The sequence below is a fragment of the Allobosea sp. CS1GBMeth4 genome, from assembly GCF_900185715.1.
Lineage (GTDB): Bacteria > Pseudomonadota > Alphaproteobacteria > Rhizobiales > Beijerinckiaceae > Allobosea.
The window spans coordinates 12,998-29,754 of record NZ_FYAS01000002.1; the positions used below are offsets into that span (position 1 = coordinate 12,998).

The following is a 16,757-nucleotide window of genomic DNA, read 5'->3' on the forward strand; positions in this document are numbered from 1 at the left end:
CAACGCCTTCGCGCCGGGCCGGCGGTCTCTCCCGAGCCGCCCTTCCTCCCGGCCGCCCGCCACGCTCCCCAAGCCATCCAAGGCTGGCGGCCAGAAGCCCCGCGCTCTCCCGCGCGGGGCTTTTCGTTCTCACTCCGGGCGCGGGGATCCTTCCGCGGGTTCCCGGGCCGGAGCGGCTGCCGAGGCGTCACCGGCCTGCCGCAGCGCGCCGGCCGACCGGCGGACCATGTCGGAGATCCCGAGCAATTGCTTCGCCAGCGGGCTGGTCTTGCGCCAGACCATGCCGATGGTGCGGGACGGTTCGGGCTCGCCGAAGCGCGCCACCGACACCGAGGCCGAGCGGGTCTCGACCGCGACGGCCATGTCCGGGATCAGGGTGACGCCGAGGCCGGCATCGACCATCTGCACCAGCGTCGACAGCGAGCTCGCGTCGAGCAGGTCGCGCGGCGGCATGGTGCGCGGCTTGGCATTGCAGAACGACAGCGCCTGCTCGCGAAAGCAATGGCCCTCCTCGAGGAGCAGGAGCCGCATCTCGCGAAGCGCCTCGCGATCGGGAACGGGCTTTCCCGCATCCGCTCGCGGCCTGACGAGGACGAAGCCCTCGGTGAACAGGGCGATCTCGTCCAACGACGGCTCCGAGACCGGCAGGGCGACGATCGCCAGGTCGAGCCGGCCGTCGTTCAGCTCCTCGACGAGCTTCGGCGTCAGCGTCTCGCGGACATGCAGGTCGAGGCCGCCATGGAGGCGGGTGAGGTCGCCGATCAGACTCGGCAGCAGATAGGGCGCCACGGTCGGAATCACGCCGATGCGCAGTTTTCCGACGAGGCCGCTGCGCGAGGCGCGCGCATAGCCTTCGAGCTCGTCGAGCCCCAGCAGGATGTCCTTGGAGCGCTGAGCGATCTCCTCGCCGAAGCCGGTCAGGCGAACCCGGCGCCTGTCCCGCTCGAACAGCTCGGCTCCGAGCTCTTCCTCCAGCGCCTTGATCTGCATGGACAAGGCCGGCTGCGAGATGGCGCAGGCGTCGGCCGCGCGGCCGAAATGGCCGTGCCGGGCCAGCGCCTCGAAGTAGCGAAGCTGCTTGAAAGTCAGATTTGTCATAATCCCAACTTATCGTCGCGATCAGAAAATCGGAATTAAAATAATGAAGCCGCTTTGCTAAGACCGCTCCAGCAGCCAGCCTCACCGGAGACAGACATGACCACGAAGACCGAGGACAGCACGGGCAAGTGCCCCGTCGCCCATGGCGGCAGCCCCCGCCAGAACCGCGACTGGTGGCCGAACCAGCTTCGCGTCGACGTGCTGAGCCAGCACTCGGCCAAGTCCGATCCGCTCGGCGAGGGCTTCGACTATCCCGCGGCGTTCGCGAAGCTCGACTATGAGGCGCTGAAGGGCGACCTGCGCAAGCTGATGACCGACTCGCAGGAGTGGTGGCCGGCGGATTTCGGGCATTACGGCCCGCTGTTCATCCGCATGGCCTGGCACAGCGCCGGGACCTATCGGCTCGCCGACGGCCGGGGCGGCGGCGGGCGGGGCCAGCAGCGCTTCGCGCCGCTCAACAGCTGGCCGGACAATGTCAGCCTCGACAAGGCGCGCCGGCTGCTCTGGCCGATCAAGCAGAAATACGGCCAGGCGATCTCCTGGGCCGACCTGATGATCCTGGCCGGCAATGTCGCGCTGGAGACGATGGGCTTCCGCACCTTCGGCTTCGCCGCCGGCCGCGCCGACAGCTGGGAGCCGGACCAGGACGTCTACTGGGGCCGTGAGAGCACCTGGCTCGCCGGCGATCTGCGCTACGCCCACGGCTCGGAGGGCGTGGCGAAGCCCGTCGACGAACCCGTGCTCGTGTCCGAGGACAATGCCGACGGCGACGTGCATTCGCGCAAGCTCGAAAACCCGCTCGCCGCGACGCAGATGGGGCTGATCTACGTCAACCCGGAAGGGCCGGACGGCAACCCCGATCCGCTGCTCGCCGCACGGGACATCCGCGAGACCTTCGCCCGCATGGCGATGAACGATGAGGAGACCGTCGCGCTCATCGCCGGCGGCCACACCTTCGGCAAGACCCATGGCGCCGGGCCGGTCGACAATGTCGGCGCCGATCCGGAGGCCAGCGACCTCGAAGCGCAGGGCCTCGGCTGGCGCAGCAGCTTCGGCTCCGGCAAGGGCGGCGACACCATCACCAGCGGCCTCGAGGTCACCTGGACGCAGACGCCGGCGCAGTGGAGCAACTTCTTCTTCGAGAACCTCTTCGGCTTCGAATGGGAACTGGAGAAGTCGCCGGCCGGCGCGCATCAATGGGTCGCCAGGAATGCCGAGGCGATCATTCCCGACGCGCACGACCGGTCGAAGAAGCGCAGGCCGACGATGCTGACGACCGATCTGTCGCTGCGCTTCGACCCGGTCTACGAGAAGATCTCGCGCCGCTTCCTGCAGAATCCGCAGGCCTTCGCCGAGGCTTTCGCCCGCGCCTGGTTCAAGCTGACCCATCGCGACCTCGGCCCGCGCTCGCGCTATCTCGGCCCGGAAGTGCCGAAGGAAGAGCTGATCTGGCAGGATGTGGTGCCGGCGGTCGACCATCCGCTGGTCGGCGAAGCCGACATCGCCGTGCTGAAGGACAAGATCGGGGCGTCGGGCCTGACCGTCTCCGAGCTGGTCGGCACCGCCTGGGCCTCGGCCGCGACCTTCCGCAGCGGCGACAAGCGCGGCGGCGCCAATGGCGCGCGTGTCCGCCTCGCGCCGCAAAAGGACTGGGACGTCAACCGGCCGGCCCAGCTCGCCAAGGTGATCGAGGTGCTGGACGGCATCCGGCGCCAGTTCAACAAGGAGGCCGACGGCGACCAGAAGATCTCGCTGGCCGACCTGATCGTGCTGGCGGGCAATGTCGGCGTCGAGCAGGCGGCGAAGGCCGCCGGCCAGGCGGTGAAGGTGCCGTTCACGCCGGGGCGCACCGACGCGAGGCAGGAGCAGACCGACGTCCATTCCTTCGCGGTCATGGAGCCGATGCTGGACGGCTTCCGCAACTACCAGAGGCCCGGCACCGGGGTGCCGGCCGAGGTGGCGCTGATCGACCGGGCGCAGCTTCTGAGCCTGACCGCGCCGGAACTGACGGTGCTGATCGGCGGCCTGCGCGCCATCGACATCAACGCGGACGGATCGAAGCACGGCATCCTGACCGACCGGCCGGGCGTGTTGACGAACGATTTCTTCGTCAACCTGCTCGACATGGGCACGCAGTGGAGGGCGGTCTCCGCGGCCAAGGACGTGTTCGAGGGGACCGACCGCAAGACCGGCGCGCCGAAATGGACCGGCACCCGCGCCGACCTCGTCTTCGGCTCGAACTCGGTCCTGCGCGCCCTGGCCGAGGTCTATGCCAGCGAGGACGCCAAGGCGAAGTTCGTGACCGACTTCGTCGCGGCCTGGACCAAGGTGATGAATCTCGACCGCTTCGACATCGCCTGAGCGAGAAGGGCTCGACGGCCGTCGCGTGCAGCGGCCGTCGAGCCGGAGGCCGTCGTCCCGATGCAAAAGGCCCCGCAGCGTCGCTGCGGGGCCTTCTTGCTGGCGAAGGTTTTCGCGATGGCTTCAATCGTCGCGGAAGACCCGCTCGTTGCGCTCGTGACGCTCCTGCGCCTCGAGCGAAAGCGTCGCGATCGGGCGAGCCTCCAGGCGCTTGAGCGAGATCGGCTCGCCGGTCTCCTCGCAATAGCCATAGGAGCCGTCCTCGATCCGGGCGAGCGCGGCGTCGATCTTGGAGATCAGCTTGCGCTGGCGGTCGCGGGCGCGCAGCTCGATGGCGCGGTCGGTCTCGGAGGAGGCGCGGTCGGCGATGTCCGGATGGTTCTCGCTCTCGCTCTGCAGGGTGACCAGGGTCTCCTTGGCCTCCTTGAGGATCTCCTCCTTCCAGGCGAGCAGCTTGCCGCGGAAATATTCGCGCTGCCGCTCGTTCATGAACGGCTCGCTGTCGGAGGGCTTGTAGTCAGGGTCGAGACTGATCTGCTTCGACATGGCAGGCCTTCTGCATGAACGTCCGCTCGAAGGCCCCGACGGCATTGCCGTGTCGAGGCCGCCGATTTGGTGGCCCTTATAGCGATTGGTCACATCGGGAACAATCGCTTTCGCGCGGCTGCGGACGAGCCGGCAAATCGCTGGAAAATCAGCGCAATCCCATGACCGCCGCGGCGATGTCGGCGGCGAGCGGCACGGCGATCTTCCGCCGGTAGTGGGTGTGGTCGAAATAGTTGTCCGGCTCTCGATTCTCCGGCCGGTCGATGCGCCAGTCGACCAGGGCGGTGCGCGGCCGGCTCGCGGCGAGCCGCGCATAGGCGTCGCGGCAGGCGGCGTCGGCAACCGCGCCGGGCGTGCCGGGGACGGGCAGGGCGGAGACGTAGTTCGGCGGCCGCACCAGCACGAGGGGGACGTCCGGCGCCAGCCTGTCGAGCAGTGCGCGCAGCGCGGCGGCCGCCGGGAAGGGGCCGGCGAGATTGCCGCCGCTGGTGTCGAGCGGCTCGAGCAGCCTGGCCCGGCGGGCGGGGTCGCTGTGGAAGCCCTGGACCTCGTAGCCGGCCTCGTAGTCCCAGTAGCCGTCGGGCCTGGCGCGTTCGGGCGCTTTCGCCGTCAGGTAGCGCAGCCGGCGCAGCGTCTCCTCGAGCACGTCGAAGCGCATCAGCCCGGCGAGGTAGCGCGCGGTCGAGCGCTCGAACAGCCAGAAGGGGAAGGGCTTCTCGGTCGCCAGCGTCGGATCGGGCGTGCACCAGCGCACGTCGATGCCGATCACCAGCGCCCCGGCCGGCTCGCGGCGGTGGCGCAGGAACCAGTCGAGCAGGACGAGCGCCTCGCGTGGGCCGGTGGCGGGGGCGATCAGCGAGACGAAGGCAATGCCGGTCTGCCGCGTCAGCTGTTCGGGCGAGACCAGCTGGATATGCGAATTGCCGAAGATCGCGCCGGCGAAATGCGGGTCGCGGCCGCGGCTGGCGGCGGCGGTGCGCGGCCCCTGCGGGCTGACGCCGGCCTTGAGCGCCAGCGGCGAGCGGCCGCTGTCATAGGGGTCGACGAGGAAGGCGAGCGCCAGCAGCGCGGTGGCGAGGAGGATCGCCGCCCCGAGGAAGGTGCGGCCGAAGCCGCGCCAGCGTGCGTCAGAACTGGAAGTAGATGAACTCATAATTGGCGTCGTCGCCGATCTTGAACAGGACCAGCACGAAGAGAATGGCGGTGAGGACGGCGAGCCAGCGCGCCGGCGGCGCCCGGTGCACCGCCGCCCAGGCCGTCGGCCCGAGCATCGCGACCGCGACGGCCGGCAGCAGAGCGCGCCATTTGAAGCCGGTGCCGACCGGCCCGAGGCCGAGCATGGCCTTATAGACCGCCAGCGCCGCGTCGAAGGAGGTGGCGCGGAACAGCACCCATGAGAAGGCGACGAAGAGGAAGGTCAGCGCCCAGCCGAGCAGCTTCGGCATCGGCAGGCCGGCGCGGCGCCAGAGCACGCCGACCGCGAGCGCGGCGCCATGGGCCATGCCCCAGGCGACGAAGTTGAGGCCGGCGCCGTGCCAGAGCCCGCCGAGCGCCATGGTGGCGAACAGCGCCCAGAGCTGCAGTGGCAGGCCGTGGCGCGAGCCGCCGAGCGGGATGTAGAGGTAGTCGCGCAGGAAGCGCGACAGCGTCATGTGCCAGCGCCGCCAGAAATCCTGCAGGCTGACGGCGCGATAGGGCACGTCGAAGTTCTGCGGCAGCACGATGCCGAAGAGCAGAGCGAGGCCCAGCGCCATGTCGGTATAGCCGGAGAAGTCGAAATAGATCTGGAAGGTGAAGGCGAGGGTGCCCTGCCAGGCCTGCGCCATGCTCAGGACCTCGCCGGCGGCGGCCGCCGCGAAGACCGGATTGGCGTATTCGGCCAGGGGATCGCCGAGCAGCACCTTCTTCGCCAGGCCGAGCGTCAGCAGCATGATGCCGCGGGCGATGCGCTCGGCGGCGTCGGGCCGCAGATAGGGCCGTTCGTCGAGCTGGTGCATGATCTCGCGCCAGCGCACAAGCGGCCCGGCCAGCACCTGCGGGAAGAAGGCGATGTAGAGCGCGTAGCGGACGAGATCGTAGCGCGGCGCTTCGCCCCGGCGCAGATCGGTCAGGTACATCACATGGTGGAAGGTGAAGAAGGAGATGCCGAGCGGCAGCGCGAGGTCGAGCTTCGTCGTCGGCAATCCCGGAATCATCGCAGCGAGATCGGCGAAGAAGTTGAAGTATTTGAAGAGCGCCAGGATGGCGAGGTTGATCGCGATGGCGAGCGTGATCAGGCCCCTGCGCTTGGTCTTGAGGAAGGCTTCCGCGATCAGCCAGTTGAGCAGGACCGAGAAGGCGAGCAGCGGCACGAACCGCCAGTCCCACCAGCCGTAGAAGGCGAAGGAGAGCCCGACCAGGAGCGGCAGCCGCCAGGCCGGCACGAAGCGCTCGACCAGCCAGTGCAGGGCGAGCGCCAGCGGCAGGAAGCCGAGCAGGAAGGCGAAGGAGTTGAACAGCATCGGGCGGGCGCGGGCGGCGGGAGAGCGCGCCTTAGACGATTATCGCCGCGCTGTCATGGGCGGCGTGGCACGCCGCCCTCACCATGGCTCCGTCCTCAGATGTTGTCGCCCCGCAGCGCCGTGCAGACGGCCTCCGTCACCCGGGCCGTCGTCGCCTTGCCGCCGAGATCCGGGGTGTGCAGGGCGGGATCGGCGGTGACGCGCTCGACGGCGCGCATCAGCCGGGCGGCGGCAGCGGTCTCGCCGAGATGCTCCAGCATCATCGCACCGGTCCAGAAGGTCGCGACCGGGTTGGCGATACCCTTGCCGGTGATGTCGAAGGCGGAGCCGTGGATCGGCTCGAACATGGACGGGCTCTTGCGCTCGGGATTGAGATTCGCCGTCGGGGCGATGCCGAGCGAGCCGGCCAGCGCCGCGGCGAGGTCGGAGAGGATGTCGGCGTGGAGATTGGTCGCGACGATGGTGTCGAGCGTCTCCGGCTTCAGCGTCATGCGCATGGTCATCGCGTCGACCAGCATCTTGTCCCAGGTCACGTCCGGGAAGCCCGCCGCGACCTCGGCGGCGATCTCGTCCCACATCACCATGCCGTGGCGCTGCGCGTTCGACTTGGTGACGACGGTCAGGAGCTTGCGCGGCCGCGAGCGGGCGATCTCGAAGGCGTAGCGGATGATGCGGGTCACGCCGGCGCGGGTGAACATGGCGACGTCGGTCGCGACCTCCTCGGGCAGGCCCTTGTGCACGCGGCCGCCGACGCCGGAATACTCGCCCTCGGAGTTCTCGCGGACGATGACCCAGTCCAGCTCCGGGCCGGAGACATGGCGCAGCGGGCTGGTGATGCCCGGCAGGATGCGCGTCGGCCGGACATTGGCATACTGGTCGAGCGGCTGGCAGATGGCGAGCCTGAGGCCCCAGAGCGTCAGATGGTCCGGGATGTCGGGCGCGCCGACGGCGCCGAAATAGATCGCGTCGAAGGCGCGCAGCTGGTCGGCCCCGTCGGCCGGCATCATCACGCCGTGCCTGCGATAATAGTCGGAACCCCAGTCGAAGGCCTGGACAGCCAGGCGAAAGCCGCCATCGCGCTCGGCGCAGACCTCCAGGGCCTGGAGCCCGGCGGCGATGACCTCGGGGCCGATCCCGTCCCCGCCGATGGCGGCGATCCTGTGCGTGCGCATGCTCTCGTCCAATGCTGTCGTGCTGTTGCCGTGGGATTACTGCGCCGTCACGCCGGCATTGCGGATGACCGGCACCCATTTGTCGATCTCGGCGCGGACGAGCTCGCCGAGCGCGGCCGGCGTCTGGCCGGCCTCGTCCGGCAGCTCGGCGCCGAGCTCGAGGAAGCGCTTGCGCGTCGGCCCGTCCCTGAGCGCGGCGCGGGCCGCGGCATTCAGCTTGTCGACGATCTCCTTCGGCGTGCCCTTGGGGGCGAACATCGCGTTCCAGCCGGTGGCCTGGAATTGCGGCAGGCCCTGCTCGGCCGAGGTCGGGACGTCGGGGATGACCGAAAGCCGGTCCCTCACCGCGACGACGAGGCCCTTGCCTTCCCTGGCCTGCACGGTCGGCACGATCGCGACGGTCTGGTCGCAGACATAGTCGACCTGGCCGCCGAGCAGTGCATTCAGCGCCGGACCGGAGCCGCGGAAGGGGACGTGCTGCGGCTTGGTGCCGAGCAGCGAGTCGAGGAAGAGGCAGGTCAGATGCGAGGTCGAGCCGACGCCGCCGGAGCCGTAGTTCAGCTTCTCTGCATTGGCCTTGAGATAGGCGACGAACTCGCGGAAATCCTTGACCGGCAGGTCCTTCCTGGCGACCACCAGCATCGGCGTCGAGGCCGAGTTCATCACTGGCTCGAAATCGGTGCGGGGGTCATAGGCGAGCCTGGGATAGAGCCCGACGCTCGCCGCCTGCGTGCCGAGATTGCCCATCAGCAGCGTGTAGCCGTCCGGCGCCGCCTTGGCGACGCGGGCCGCGCCCGTCGTGCCGCCGGCGCCGGCGACGTTCTCGACAACCACCGACTGGCCGAGCGTGCGGCCCATGTGATCGGCCATCAGCCGGGCCACGATATCGGTGGTGCCGCCGGCCGCGAAGGGCACGACGAGAGTGATCGCGCGGACCGGATAGGGCGCCTGCGCCGCCGCCGGGGATGTCGCCGCCAGCCCGAGCGCCAGCGCGAACAGCATTCGCTTCATCGTTCCCTCCCTCGAGCCGGCGCCGTTCGGCGGCGCCTCGGGTCACTCTTCCATTTATCTTCCATGGAAGTTTGCATGGTTTATCCTTGCACGGAGGTCGGCCATGTCAAGCTTCCATTCCTGCTTGCATGGAATAATCTCGCAGCTGTGGTCGAGTGTCGGAGGGAGCCATGGTCGAGCTTGCGCGCGCGGACCCGTCGGAGGCCGGAGCCCGACGCGGCTCGCTGGTCGACGAGGCCTATGCCGCGCTGAAGCGGGCAATCCGCGACACCGTCTTCCCGCCCGGCTATCAGGGCTCGGAGCAGGAGATCGCCGTCAGGCTCGGGATGAGCCGCACGCCGGTGCACGAGGCGATCATCCGGCTGCAGGAGGACGGTCTGGTCCGCGTCCTGTCCAAGCGCGGCGTGCTGATCTGCCCGCTGGCGCCGCAGGATATGCGCGAGATCTACGAGGTCGTGATCGCGGTGGAGTCGATGGCGGCGGAGTTGCTGGCCGCGCTGCCGGAGCCGGTGCGCGCGGCGGCGGCCGACGAGCTGGAAGCCGCGGCGGCCGCGATGGACGAGGCGCTGGCGCACGACGACCTGCCAGGCTGGGCCGAGGCCGACGACCTCTTCCATCGCCTGCTGGTCGAGCGTTGCGGCAATGGCCGCCTGCGCCGCATCGCCCAGACGGTGACGGACCAGGCGCATCGGGCGCGCATGCTGACCCTGAAGCTGCGGGCGCGGCCGGCGGGCTCGGCGCAGGCGCATCGCCTGATCATCGCGGCGGTGCGCGCCGGCGACGCCGGAGAGGCGCATCGCTGTGCCCGCGCCCACCGCGTCGCCGCGCGCGACGAGATCGTCCCCCTGATCGAGCATATCGGCCTGCGCCAGCTTTGAGCGGCCGGCGGCCGCGGTGCCCGCGGTCATGCCGGCTCCGCGCGTCTCGGCCTCGTCACGGCGGCCGCATTGGTGTCGGCGGGCCGGTTCGGCACATTCCGGAGGTCCGGGGCCGAGACCGGCCAATCATCACAAGCGACTCGTATTCCGGCGGCCGGAGCGCTAGCTTAGCCGGCGTGAGTTGCGTAGCGCTGAGGTGGTGTCATGCCGAACGCCGACGCCGTGACGATCTCGTCTTATGAACAGCGGAAGGCTGCTGTGCTGCGAGCCGCAGAGCTCATCTCGTCCTCCAGAGGTTCGGAGGGGGAGCGGGAATTCGAAATGCTGACCGAGGCTATCGCGGATTTCGATATCCGCCAGCACGATATCGGCTTCACCGAGATTCCGCCGGGGTTCATGCGGTTCCTTTCCATCGGGCACCAGCGCCCGGCAGCTAGCGGGCGCCGCTGAGAGGCAGGGGGCGCAGGAAGCTGTCCCGGGCCGCAGCCGGGGCTGCGCCGGGGCGACGAAGACGGCGACGGGCTCCGTGCGGCCCGTGGCGAACCGCGAGCGGGCGCTGGATCTCACGCGCTATTCAATCAATCGATTGATTGAAGCGGGTAGCCGTGCTATTGGCCGTCGCCATGGCACGCACATCCATCCTCAGGGACGCCGAGGGCACGCGGCAGGCGCTGATCCGGGCGGGGCTCGACCTGTTCGGCCGCAACGGCTTCGACGCCACCTCGATCCGCGAGCTCGCCCAGGCGGCGAAGGTCAACAGCGCCGGCATCGCCTATCATTTCGGCGGCAAGGACGGGCTGCGGCAGGCCTGCGCCCAGGCGATCATCGCGCGGATGCAGGCCGTGCTGGCGGGCGGTGCCCCCGCCGTCGCCATCGCGGCCGATGCTTCCGACCGCGACATGGCGACCGAGCAGCTGCTGTCGCTGATCGACCGGATCGTCGTCTTCCTGACGACCGTGCCGGACAGCGAGATGATCGCGCGCTTCGTCGTCCGCGAGATGCTTACGCCGAGCCCGGCCTTCGAGACGATCTATGGCGGGCTGTTCGAGCCGGTGCACCGCCGGGTCTGCCAGGTCTGGGCGGCGGCGACCGGCATGGCGCCCGAGGCGCCGGCGACCAGGCTCGCCGTCTTCGCCGCGATCGGCCAGCTCTTCTATTTCCGCATCGCGCGGCCGGCGATCACGCGGCGCATGGGCTGGGACGGGATCGGCCCGCAGGAGGCGCGCGCCATCGCCGACGCCGTCCGGCGCTCGGTTCGTGCCAGCATCCTCGCCTGCAGGGGAGAGGCGTCATGATCCTCGATTTCGTCTGCTCCTTCGCCGTCGCCGCCTCACTCGGCCTGTGCGCACCGCCGGCGACCCGCGTCGTCGGCTATGTCGAGGGTGAATATGTCCGGCTCGGGCCGATCGACACGGCGCGGATCGAAAGCGTCGCGGTCAGGCGCGGCGAACGGGTCGCGCCGGGGGCCGTCCTCGCCGAGCTGCAGGCCGACGATGCCCGCAACGCCGTCGCCGAGAGCGAGGCGCGGCTGGTGCAGGCGCAGGCGCAGCTCGCCAATCTGCTCAGCGGCAAGCGGCCGGAGGAGATCGCCGTGATCGAAGCGACTGCGGCCTCCGCCAAGGCGCAGGAGCGCGAGGCCGAGCGTGCGCTGGAGCGGCGGCACGACCTCTTCCGTCGCGGTGTCTCGACCCAGGCCGATCTCGACCAGGCGCAGACGGCGCGCGACGTCGCGACGGCGCGGGTGCGCGAGACCACCGCCAATCTGAACGTCGCCCGGCTCGCCGCGCGCGAGGAGGAGATCAGGGCGGCGCGCAACCAGGTGGCGCAGGCGCAGGCCGCGCTCGACCAGGCGAGGTGGCGGCTCGGCCAGCGCAGGCTGACGGCGCCGGCCGCGGGGATCGTGACCGATCTGATCCGCCATCCCGGCGAGCTCGCCGGCCCCTCGGCGCCGGCCCTGACCATCCTGCCCGACGGCGCGGTCAAGCTGATGATCTATGTGCCGGAGGCGCTGCTCTCGGGCACCACCGTCGGGACGCGGCTCGACGTGCGCTGCTCCGGCTGCCCGCAAGGGCTCTCCGCCACCGTCTCCTATGTTTCGCAGGAGCCCGAATTCACGCCGCCGGTGATCTATTCGGCCGAGACCCGGCAGAAGCTGGTCTATCTCGTCGAGGCGCGGCCCGAGGGCGGGCCGGCCGCGCAGCTCCAGCCCGGCCAGATCGTCGATGTCATGTTGCGGGGCCGCAAGTGAGCGAGCGCAACGTCATCGACGTGCGCGGCCTGACCAAGCGCTTCGGCGGGCGTACCGTCGTCGACGAGGTCGATCTGACCGTGCGTGAAGGCGAGATCGTCGGCTTCCTCGGGCCGAACGGCTCCGGCAAGACCACGACGATCCGGCTGATCTGCGGGCTGCTCACGCCCGATGCCGGCGAGGGCACGGTGCTGGGGCTCGATGTCCGGACGCAGAGCGCGCAGATCAAGCTCCAGGTCGGCTACATGACGCAGAGGTTCTCCTTCTACGAGGATCTGACGATCGAGGAGAACCTGACCTTCGTGGCGCGGCTCTATGCGCTGAAGCCGGTCGAAGCGGCCGTGGCGCGCACGCTGGACGGGCTCGGCCTGACCTCGCGCAAGGACCAGCTCGCGGGCACGCTCTCCGGCGGCTGGAAGCAGCGCCTGGCGCTCGCCGCCTGCATCATGCACCAGCCCCGGCTGCTCCTGCTGGACGAGCCGACCGCCGGCGTCGACCCGAAGGCGCGGCGCGAGTTCTGGGACGAGATCCACCGGCTCGCCGGCGAAGGCCTGACCGTGCTGGTCTCGACCCACTACATGGACGAGGCCGAGCGCTGCCACCGCATCGGCTACATCGCCTATGGCAGGATGCTGGCGACCGGCACGGTCGAGGAGGTGGTGAAGGGATCTGGCCTCTCGACCTATGTCGTCCACGGCGACCTGAGACCCGCCGAGATCGCCGCGCTCGCCAACGCCGAAGGCGTCGAGCAGGTCGCGCCGTTCGGGGCGACGCTGCATGTCGTCGGCACCGACAGGGGCAGGCTGGAGCAGGCGCTGGCGCATCTGAGGGGCCGTGCCGACGTCCGCGTCGAGCCCGGCGCGACCAGCCTGGAGGACGTCTTCATCCAGTTCATGGCGCGGGCCCAGGCGGAGGGCCGGGCGGCATGAGCGCGGCGGTCCTGCTGTCTCCCGCCCGGCTCGGCGCCGTGCTGGCCAAGGAGTTCGTGCAGATGCGGCGCGACCGCATCACCTTCGCGATGATGCTGGTGGTGCCGATCATCCAGCTGCTGCTGTTCGGCTATGCGATCAACAACGATCCCAAGGGCTTGCCGGCGGCCGTTCTGGCGCTCGGGCAGGACCGCTACACGCGTTCGGTCGTCGCGGCGCTCGAGGTCTCCGGCTATTACCGCTTCGTGAGGCGGCCGGAGAGCGCGGCCGAGGCCGAGAGCCTGATGGCGCGCGGCGCGATCTCCTTCCTCGTCACCATTCCCAGCGATTTCGGCATGCGGGTCGAGCGCGGCGACGAGCCGCGCATCCTGGTCGAGGCCGATGCGACCGACCCGGCCGCGTCGAGCAATGCGGTGGGCGCGCTGCAGACCATCGCCAACCGGGCGCTGACGCGGGCGCTCGGCACCGAGGAGATCAAGCGCGAGCAGAGCGACAGCGCGCTCTCCTTCGTGGTGCACCGGCGCTACAATCCGGAGGGCATCACCCAGTACAACATCGTGCCCGGCCTGCTCGGCGTCATCCTGCAGATGACCATGGTGATGATGACGGCGATGGCGCTGACCCGCGAGATCGAGCGCGGCACCATGGAGAACCTGCTCGCCATGCCGGCGACGCCGGGCGAGATCATGCTCGGCAAGGTGCTGCCCTATCTCGTCGTCGGCAGCGTCCAGGTCGCGGTGGTGCTGAGCGCGGCGAAGCTGCTCTTCGGCGTGCCGTTTCTCGGCAGCCTCCTGCTGCTGCTGAGCTGCGTCCTGATCTTCGTCCTGGCGCTGGTGCTGCTCGGCTACACGATCTCGACCCTGGCGCGCACGCAGCTCCAGGCGATGCAGCTGACCTTCTTCTTCTTCCTGCCCTCGCTGCTGCTCTCCGGCTTCATGTTCCCCTATGCCGGCATGCCGCTCTGGGCGCAGTGGCTCGGCGAGATCTTCCCGCTGACGCATTTCCTGCGGGTGGTGCGCGCGATCATGCTGAAGGGCGCGGATATCGGCGATATCGGCCTGGAGGTGATCTACCTCGCCGCCTTCGTGCCGCTCTATGCCGGCATCGCGCTGATGCGGTTCAGGAGCACGCTGGATTGACGGGAGCCCGCCCAACGGGAGCGTCGGTCGCATCAATGACGCCCTGAAGCCTCAGTCAAAAGCCGCGATGATGGTCTCGATCGGCAAAAACAGGGTCAGGCCGTTGTCCGGGTAGGGGATGAACTCGGCACAATGCATGTAGAAGCGCTTGGCGGCCTCATCCTTGGCATGCACCAGCGCCGCGCCGATGCCAATGGTCCGAGACGCGACCGCGATACGGCGCAGTGCGTCCGATAGAAGGTCGGCACCGAGGCCCTTGCCCGCATATCGCCGATCCACGGCGAGCCGGCCGATCACCGAGACAGGTATCGTGTCCGGGGGGTTGCGCCGGAGTCTACCGGGCACGGCCTTGCGTTCGATCGCCCCCGCCGAGATGCAAAAGTATGCGACTACGATCTTGCCTTCGCAGACCACATAGGTGCGCGAGAAGCGGCTTTCGTTCTCGACGGCTCGATTGCGCAACCAGTCGTTCAAGGTTTGATCGCCGCAGTCGAAGATTGAAAGATCGTGCGCTGCGGCAAGCGGGGCGGGCGCAGACAGCCGAGACGATGCCGGTTCCGGCTCGTTCTCTACTTCTGCCATGCCGGAACCCGGCGCAGCAGTGATCGCAGTCTCGGGCCCGGCGCCGGCGGATTGTCGAGCGCGCCCGTGAAGGCTTCGTACTGGTCGGCATCCAGGGCGAAGAGCCGCTGGTCCAGCAAGACATCGATCGCCTCGCGGCGAGCGCTCTCGATCATGAACTCGGTGCGCGTCTTGCCGAGAACCGCTGCGGCGTCGTCGATCAGCTGCCGCGTATGGGCCTCTATTCGGACATTGATGCTGCCTTTGCCCCTGGAGACGCGTGGGCGCTCCGCCGTCGCAACGGCGGCCGGCCCTCGAGGCTGCGATGTGCGGGTCTTCGGCATGGCCCTGAAGATGGGGCGCTGTAACTACAACGTCAATGCAGCTCTCTGTCGATGTCCTGGCCCGGCTGCCGGCGCATCGACGAAAGTGCAGCGCGGCCAAAGTTACTTGCAAAACGATAGTTACTGCGCTAGCGAGCCCGGGCCATGCAGCCCAAGCTCGCTCCGCTCGCCGAATGCCCCTGCGCCCGCGCGGTCGAGACCGTCGGCGAGTGGTGGAGCATCCTGATCCTGCGCGACGCGCTGCAGGGCTTCACCCGCTTCGACGAGTTCCAGCGCAGCCTCGGCATCGCGCCGAACATGCTGGCGCGGCGGCTGAAGCACCTGACCGAGAGCGGCCTGTTCGAGCGGCGGCTCTATAGCGAGCGGCCGAAGCGCTACGACTACGTCCTGACCGGGAAGGGAAGGGATTTCTTCCCGGTGGTCGCGGCGCTGGTCGCCTTCGGCAATCGCCATCTCGCTCCCGAGGGGGAGGCGCTGCTGCTGGCCGAGCGCGAGACCGGGGCGCCGCTCATGCCGATCATGGTCGACGCCGCGAGCCTGCGGCCGATCACCTCCGAGAGCGTCGCCGTCGTCGCCGGGCCGCGCGCCAGCGCCGGCATGCACAGGCGCCTCGCCCTCGTCGCGGCGCGGAATGCCGCGGCCTCGACCCATCCCGATTAGGAGCTCGCCATGCGTCGCATCGTCGTCACCGGACTCGGCGTCGTCTCGCCATTGGGCTGCGGAGCCGAACTCGCCTGGCAGCGCCTGCTCGCCGGCCGCTCGGGCCTGCGCCGCCTGCCCGACGCCGTCGCCGGGACCCTGCCGGCCAAGGTCGCGGGCCTCGTGCCGGGCAAGGCCGAGGACAATGAGGGCGGCTTCGACCCCGACGTGGCGATCGCGCCGAAGGACCAGCGCAAGATGGACCGCTTCATCCAGTTCGCGCTGGTCGCCGCCAAGGAGGCGCTGGCCCAGGCCGGCTGGCGGCCGCAGGACGAGGCGCAGCGCGAGCGCACCGCGACGGTGATCGCCTCCGGCATCGGCGGCTTCCCGGCGATCGCCGAGGCGGTGCGGACCACCGACGAGCGCGGCGCGCGCCGGCTTTCGCCCTTCACCGTGCCGTCCTTCCTGGTCAATCTCGCTGCCGGCCATGTCTCGATCGACCATGGTTTCAAGGGGCCGATCGGCGCGCCGGTCACCGCCTGCGCGGCCGGCGTGCAGGCGATCGGCGATGCGGCCCGGATGATCCGGGCGGGCGAGGTCGACATCGCTCTCTGCGGCGGCAGCGAGGCCTGCGTCGATCTCGTCGCGCTCGGCGGCTTCGCCGCGGCGCGGGCGCTGTCGACCGGCTTCAACGACGAGCCGGAAAAGGCCTCCCGCCCGTTCGATCGCGACCGCGACGGCTTCGTCATGGGCGAGGGCGCCGGGATCCTGGTGATCGAGTCGCTGGAGCATGCGCAGGCGCGCGGCGCGACGATTCTCGCCGAACTGACCGGCTATGGCACCAGCGCCGACGCCTACCACATCACCTCCGGGCCCGAGGATGGCTCGGGCGCGCGCCGTGCCATGGAGACGGCGCTGAAGCAGGCGGGCCTGAAACCCGGCGAGGTGACCCATCTCAACGCGCATTCGACCTCGACGCCAGTCGGCGACCGCGGCGAGCTCGCCGCGGTCAAGGCGGTGTTCGGCAGCGATGGCGGCATCGCGATCAGCGCCACGAAGGCCGCGACCGGCCATCTGCTCGGCGCGGCCGGCGGGCTGGAGGCGGTGTTCACGGTCCTCGCCCTGCGCGACCAGATCGCGCCGCCGACGCTCAATCTCGAGAATCCGGACGAGGAGGCGGCCGGGCTCGACCTGGTGGCGAAGGCGGCACGCCCGCTGGCGATGGAATACGCGATCTCGAACGGCTTCGGCTTCGGCGGCGTCAATGCCAGCGTGGTGTTCAAGCGCTGGGCCTGAGCGACCTTTGGAGCCTGTCGGGAAAACGCGGCTC

At 69.6% G+C, this 16,757-nt stretch carries 17 protein-coding genes; 9 read left to right on the top strand and 8 right to left on the bottom strand.

Going from position 1 to position 16,757, the window contains the following annotated elements:
- Positions 1–129: 129 nt before the first annotated feature.
- Entirely contained in the window at positions 130–1,098 is a 969-nt protein-coding gene (locus CS1GBM4_RS00070) for a hydrogen peroxide-inducible genes activator (protein ID WP_186416644.1), read from the bottom strand.
- A gap of 96 nt (positions 1,099–1,194) precedes the next feature.
- Here CS1GBM4_RS00070 and katG point away from each other — a divergent pair, with 96 nt between their 5' ends.
- On the top strand, positions 1,195–3,459 hold the full coding sequence (katG, locus tag CS1GBM4_RS00075) for a catalase/peroxidase HPI (RefSeq protein WP_186416645.1): 2,265 nt from the start codon (positions 1,195–1,197) through the stop codon (positions 3,457–3,459).
- A gap of 123 nt (positions 3,460–3,582) precedes the next feature.
- Here the strand turns inward: katG and dksA are convergent, their stop codons facing one another.
- The 5 genes from dksA to CS1GBM4_RS00100 form a co-directional block, all read right to left on the bottom strand.
- Positions 3,583–4,005, bottom strand: a complete 423-nt coding sequence (dksA, locus tag CS1GBM4_RS00080; protein ID WP_186416646.1) for an RNA polymerase-binding protein DksA — start codon at positions 4,003–4,005, stop codon at positions 3,583–3,585.
- 148 nt (positions 4,006–4,153) lie between these two features.
- Positions 4,154–5,158: a hypothetical protein gene (locus CS1GBM4_RS00085; protein WP_186416647.1), complete on the bottom strand. Its 1,005-nt coding sequence runs from the start codon at positions 5,156–5,158 to the stop codon at positions 4,154–4,156.
- A complete protein-coding gene (locus CS1GBM4_RS00090; protein ID WP_186416648.1) occupies positions 5,133–6,506 on the bottom strand; it encodes an MBOAT family protein in 1,374 nt (457 codons plus the stop codon). The genes CS1GBM4_RS00085 and CS1GBM4_RS00090 overlap by 26 nt, the downstream gene beginning before the upstream one ends.
- A 95-nt stretch (positions 6,507–6,601) precedes the next feature.
- On the bottom strand, positions 6,602–7,678 hold the full coding sequence (locus tag CS1GBM4_RS00095) for a tartrate dehydrogenase (RefSeq protein ID WP_186416649.1): 1,077 nt from the start codon (positions 7,676–7,678) through the stop codon (positions 6,602–6,604).
- A gap of 36 nt (positions 7,679–7,714) precedes the next feature.
- Positions 7,715–8,689, bottom strand: coding sequence for a tripartite tricarboxylate transporter substrate-binding protein (locus tag CS1GBM4_RS00100; RefSeq protein WP_186416650.1), 975 nt, complete (start codon positions 8,687–8,689; stop codon positions 7,715–7,717).
- A gap of 170 nt (positions 8,690–8,859) precedes the next feature.
- Here CS1GBM4_RS00100 and CS1GBM4_RS00105 point away from each other — a divergent pair, with 170 nt between their 5' ends.
- The 6 genes from CS1GBM4_RS00105 (at position 8,860) to CS1GBM4_RS00130 (ending at position 13,883) form a co-directional block, all read left to right on the top strand.
- Positions 8,860–9,567, top strand: a complete 708-nt coding sequence (locus CS1GBM4_RS00105) for a GntR family transcriptional regulator (RefSeq protein WP_186416651.1) — start codon at positions 8,860–8,862, stop codon at positions 9,565–9,567.
- 204 nt (positions 9,568–9,771) lie between these two features.
- On the top strand, positions 9,772–10,017 hold the full coding sequence (locus CS1GBM4_RS00110; RefSeq protein WP_186416652.1) for a hypothetical protein: 246 nt from the start codon (positions 9,772–9,774) through the stop codon (positions 10,015–10,017).
- A 173-nt stretch (positions 10,018–10,190) separates the two neighbouring features.
- Positions 10,191–10,862 carry a CerR family C-terminal domain-containing protein gene (locus CS1GBM4_RS00115; protein ID WP_186416653.1) on the top strand — a complete coding sequence of 224 codons (672 nt, stop codon included), beginning with the start codon at positions 10,191–10,193 and terminating at the stop codon, positions 10,860–10,862.
- A complete protein-coding gene (locus tag CS1GBM4_RS00120) occupies positions 10,859–11,815 on the top strand; it encodes an HlyD family efflux transporter periplasmic adaptor subunit (protein WP_186416654.1) in 957 nt (318 codons plus the stop codon). Before CS1GBM4_RS00115 ends, CS1GBM4_RS00120 begins: the two co-directional genes overlap by 4 nt.
- Positions 11,812–12,744 (top strand): ABC transporter ATP-binding protein, encoded by a 933-nt coding sequence (locus tag CS1GBM4_RS00125; RefSeq protein WP_186416655.1) that lies wholly within the window; start codon positions 11,812–11,814, stop codon positions 12,742–12,744. Before CS1GBM4_RS00120 ends, CS1GBM4_RS00125 begins: the two co-directional genes overlap by 4 nt.
- Positions 12,741–13,883 (top strand): ABC transporter permease, encoded by a 1,143-nt coding sequence (locus CS1GBM4_RS00130; RefSeq protein ID WP_186416656.1) that lies wholly within the window; start codon positions 12,741–12,743, stop codon positions 13,881–13,883. The genes CS1GBM4_RS00125 and CS1GBM4_RS00130 overlap by 4 nt, the downstream gene beginning before the upstream one ends.
- A gap of 51 nt (positions 13,884–13,934) precedes the next feature.
- On the opposite strand, the gene CS1GBM4_RS00135 is transcribed toward CS1GBM4_RS00130, so the two are convergent.
- Positions 13,935–14,465, bottom strand: a complete 531-nt coding sequence (locus CS1GBM4_RS00135; protein ID WP_186416657.1) for a GNAT family N-acetyltransferase — start codon at positions 14,463–14,465, stop codon at positions 13,935–13,937.
- Complete coding sequence (locus CS1GBM4_RS00140) at positions 14,453–14,788, bottom strand: DUF1778 domain-containing protein (RefSeq protein ID WP_186416658.1); 336 nt, start codon at positions 14,786–14,788, stop codon at positions 14,453–14,455. Before CS1GBM4_RS00140 ends, CS1GBM4_RS00135 begins: the two co-directional genes overlap by 13 nt.
- A 144-nt stretch (positions 14,789–14,932) precedes the next feature.
- On the opposite strand from CS1GBM4_RS00140, the gene CS1GBM4_RS00145 reads away from it, so the two are divergent.
- Together CS1GBM4_RS00145 and fabF are read left to right on the top strand one after the other, a co-directional pair.
- The gene (locus CS1GBM4_RS00145; protein WP_186416659.1) at positions 14,933–15,448 is read left to right on the top strand and encodes a helix-turn-helix domain-containing protein; all 516 of its coding nucleotides are present in this window, start codon (positions 14,933–14,935) and stop codon (positions 15,446–15,448) included.
- 9 nt (positions 15,449–15,457) lie between these two features.
- Positions 15,458–16,723: a beta-ketoacyl-ACP synthase II gene (gene fabF, locus CS1GBM4_RS00150; protein ID WP_186416660.1), complete on the top strand. Its 1,266-nt coding sequence runs from the start codon at positions 15,458–15,460 to the stop codon at positions 16,721–16,723.
- Positions 16,724–16,757: the final 34 nt, after the last annotated feature.